Origin of the sequence: Mesorhizobium sp. M7A.F.Ca.AU.001.01.1.1 (assembly GCF_004022735.1) — a bacterium.
Lineage (GTDB): Bacteria > Pseudomonadota > Alphaproteobacteria > Rhizobiales > Rhizobiaceae > Mesorhizobium > Mesorhizobium ciceri.
Map to the genome: position 1 here is coordinate 1 of NZ_RZPF01000897.1, position 2,261 is coordinate 2,261.

Below are 2,261 nucleotides of genomic sequence, written 5' to 3' on the forward strand. Positions count from 1 at the left end.
CAAGGGAATCGCAAAACCGAATTGCAGGAAAACAGCGTCCAAATACCGCTAATCCTGCAATTCCAAAGCCGCTATCCGCCTCAATCAACAGGCCAGATCAATGGCTTGCGGATAGTTCACGGCCGACCAAATCGAAAATGCAAACTTAGGCTGTTGCGCGGTATCTCCTTCCACATCATCTCTTGCGCATACCTGCATTCCAAGGTGTTTGATCCTATGCTTCGCGAGGAGCAGGTAGGTCGCGACAGCTAGGCAATGTTCCAGCTGCCCTAGCGGAGGAGTCACGATTTTCCGGCAAGCTCCGTCGGCAGACGTTCCTTTCTGGCCTTGGCAAAGGCTCGGTCGCCTTCCAGAAACGCCGCCAGCATGAAAGGGATGAGTTCTGCCACGGTTTCAGACTGACCATAGGTCTGACGGTAAAGTGCAGCATACTCCTTGAGTGTTTGGCTCAGCTCCGCGCTGACGGTAATGGTGATCTTCGAAGCTGTTCGGTCCGGAAGTTTTCCAAGTTTCAGGTCAGCCATGATAACTCCTGCTCAACTGGCGTATGGCCGCAGCACGATGTCCTTGTGCACGATGACGCGCAGTGGCCAACCTGGGCGGACGACGATGGTGGGCTGGATATTGAGGTTTTTTTCGGTGATGCGCTGGCCGGCTCGACTGGCGTTCTGCTGGGCTGATTCCCGGATCGCCTTGACCAGATCGCTCTCGTTTTCGCCGAGGCTGAATTCTGTGCCGACACCGAGCAATGTGGCAAGCGCCACTCCCTTGATCATCTGCCAAGTGTGGAAATCGACTTCGTCTTCCAGCCCTGCGTAGCCGGCGGTGTCGCTCGCGGGCAGATTGTCGATTTCGGCCGACGAGCCGTCGGGCAGCAGAATGCGCTGCCAGACCAGCAGCGCTCGCTTTTGCCCGAACGCGACGACGCTGTCGTAGACGCCGATAAGACGTGAGCCCTGCGGAATCAGCAATATGTTGCCCGTGACCGTGTCGTGCACATTTTCGGTGACTTGCGCGACGACAAGGCCCGGCAAATCGGAATTGATGCCGGTGATCAGGCTGGCGGCAATCACGCTGCCAGCCATCAGTTGATATGGCGAGATCGGCGTCTGCAGCGCATGCGGATTGTAGATCCCGCCAGTGCTCCGCTGGCTGAGAAAATCAAGCTTTCGCTGCTGATTGTTCTGGTCGCCTTCCGCCGCCGCCACCGAGGCTGACGCGCGTCCTGCTTCGGATTGGGGAAGCGCCTCAAATGGATGCTGAGCAGTTTGCACGCTCTCTCCGACATCTGTCTTTTGAGCTCGATTTTCGACGCGGAAAAGCACCCGCGATTCACGCGCTTCGATCGCCTGCTGCGCTAGACGCTGCTCCTCGGCCGAGATGTCTTGGCCCGGCACGATGCCGAGCTGGCGCTGCCGCTCGAGGATGGGGCGGCCGAGGTCGCCCGGCAAAGGTAGCCCAAGGACGGGAGGCTTCGGCTTCATGCCGGAATAGTCATGGGGAAGCGTATCGAGCCCCTCGGCGGTTGGTTTGCGCTCAGTGTTGTAGAGATCTTCCGCCTGATCCCTGATGCGAAGGGCCGGCCCCTGGAGGGCGATCATGGTAACGCCGAAGACAGCGCCGGATCCGAGCGCTGCGATCGCGATGATCACACCGCGCCTGAACCGCACCACGCGGCGGGGAGAGGCCCGAAGCTGCAGTTCCTCGGGATCCAGTTTCGGCGGGATGCCAGAGCGGGAATTTTCGATCATGAGTCCTCACCTCGCCGGCTGCCGCGAAAGAGCGAGATCCGCCGTTGCGGTTGCCTGCCGTCAATCCTGCTGATGCGGATCACCTGCTGCCGCTTGGTGCCGAGGCGAAGTTCGGCCGCGGCGAAGAGCCGATCGACGATGTAATAGTTGCCGCGCACGCGATAGTTGACGAGCTCGCTGCTCCCATCTGCGCCGACGATGAAGAGTGGTGGCGCCTCGCCCTGATCTATGCGACGAGGGAACTCAATATAGACCTTGCTGCCGTCGTCGAAGGCTCGCGTCGGTCTCCAGGGCGGTGTGTCGCCACTGATTGAGTAGCGAAAGCGAAGGTTTTCGAGCGCGATATTCGACGCGACCGGTGTAACTGCCTCGGCTTGAGCATTGCGCTGGCGAAGCGCGATGATCTGGTCTTGGCTGTAGGTCCAGGAGATTGCCGCCATTGCGGTCTTCTCGGTGCTTTGAAGCTGCAAATGATAGGTCCGCCGGTCCGTCGTAATGACGACATTGGTG

The 2,261-nt window shown here is 59.4% G+C and carries 4 protein-coding genes; 1 reads left to right on the forward strand and 3 read right to left on the reverse strand.

Annotated elements, in window-relative coordinates:
* A partial coding sequence (locus EN884_RS39150) for a hypothetical protein (protein WP_206516445.1) occupies positions 1-252 on the forward strand: 252 nt, incomplete at its 5' end.
* 29 nt (positions 253-281) lie between these two features.
* Here the strand turns inward: EN884_RS39150 and EN884_RS33600 are convergent.
* From EN884_RS33600 to trbG, 3 genes are all read right to left on the reverse strand, one after another.
* Positions 282-524: a DUF2274 domain-containing protein gene (locus tag EN884_RS33600; protein ID WP_024502859.1), complete on the reverse strand. Its 243-nt coding sequence runs from the start codon at positions 522-524 to the stop codon at positions 282-284.
* 12 nt (positions 525-536) lie between these two features.
* Positions 537-1,751 (reverse strand): TrbI/VirB10 family protein, encoded by a 1,215-nt coding sequence (locus EN884_RS33605; RefSeq protein WP_063169228.1) that lies wholly within the window; start codon positions 1,749-1,751, stop codon positions 537-539.
* Positions 1,748-2,261: P-type conjugative transfer protein TrbG (trbG, locus tag EN884_RS33610; RefSeq protein ID WP_128361029.1), on the reverse strand; the 514-nt coding region annotated here is incomplete at its 5' end. The genes trbG and EN884_RS33605, both read right to left, overlap by 4 nt.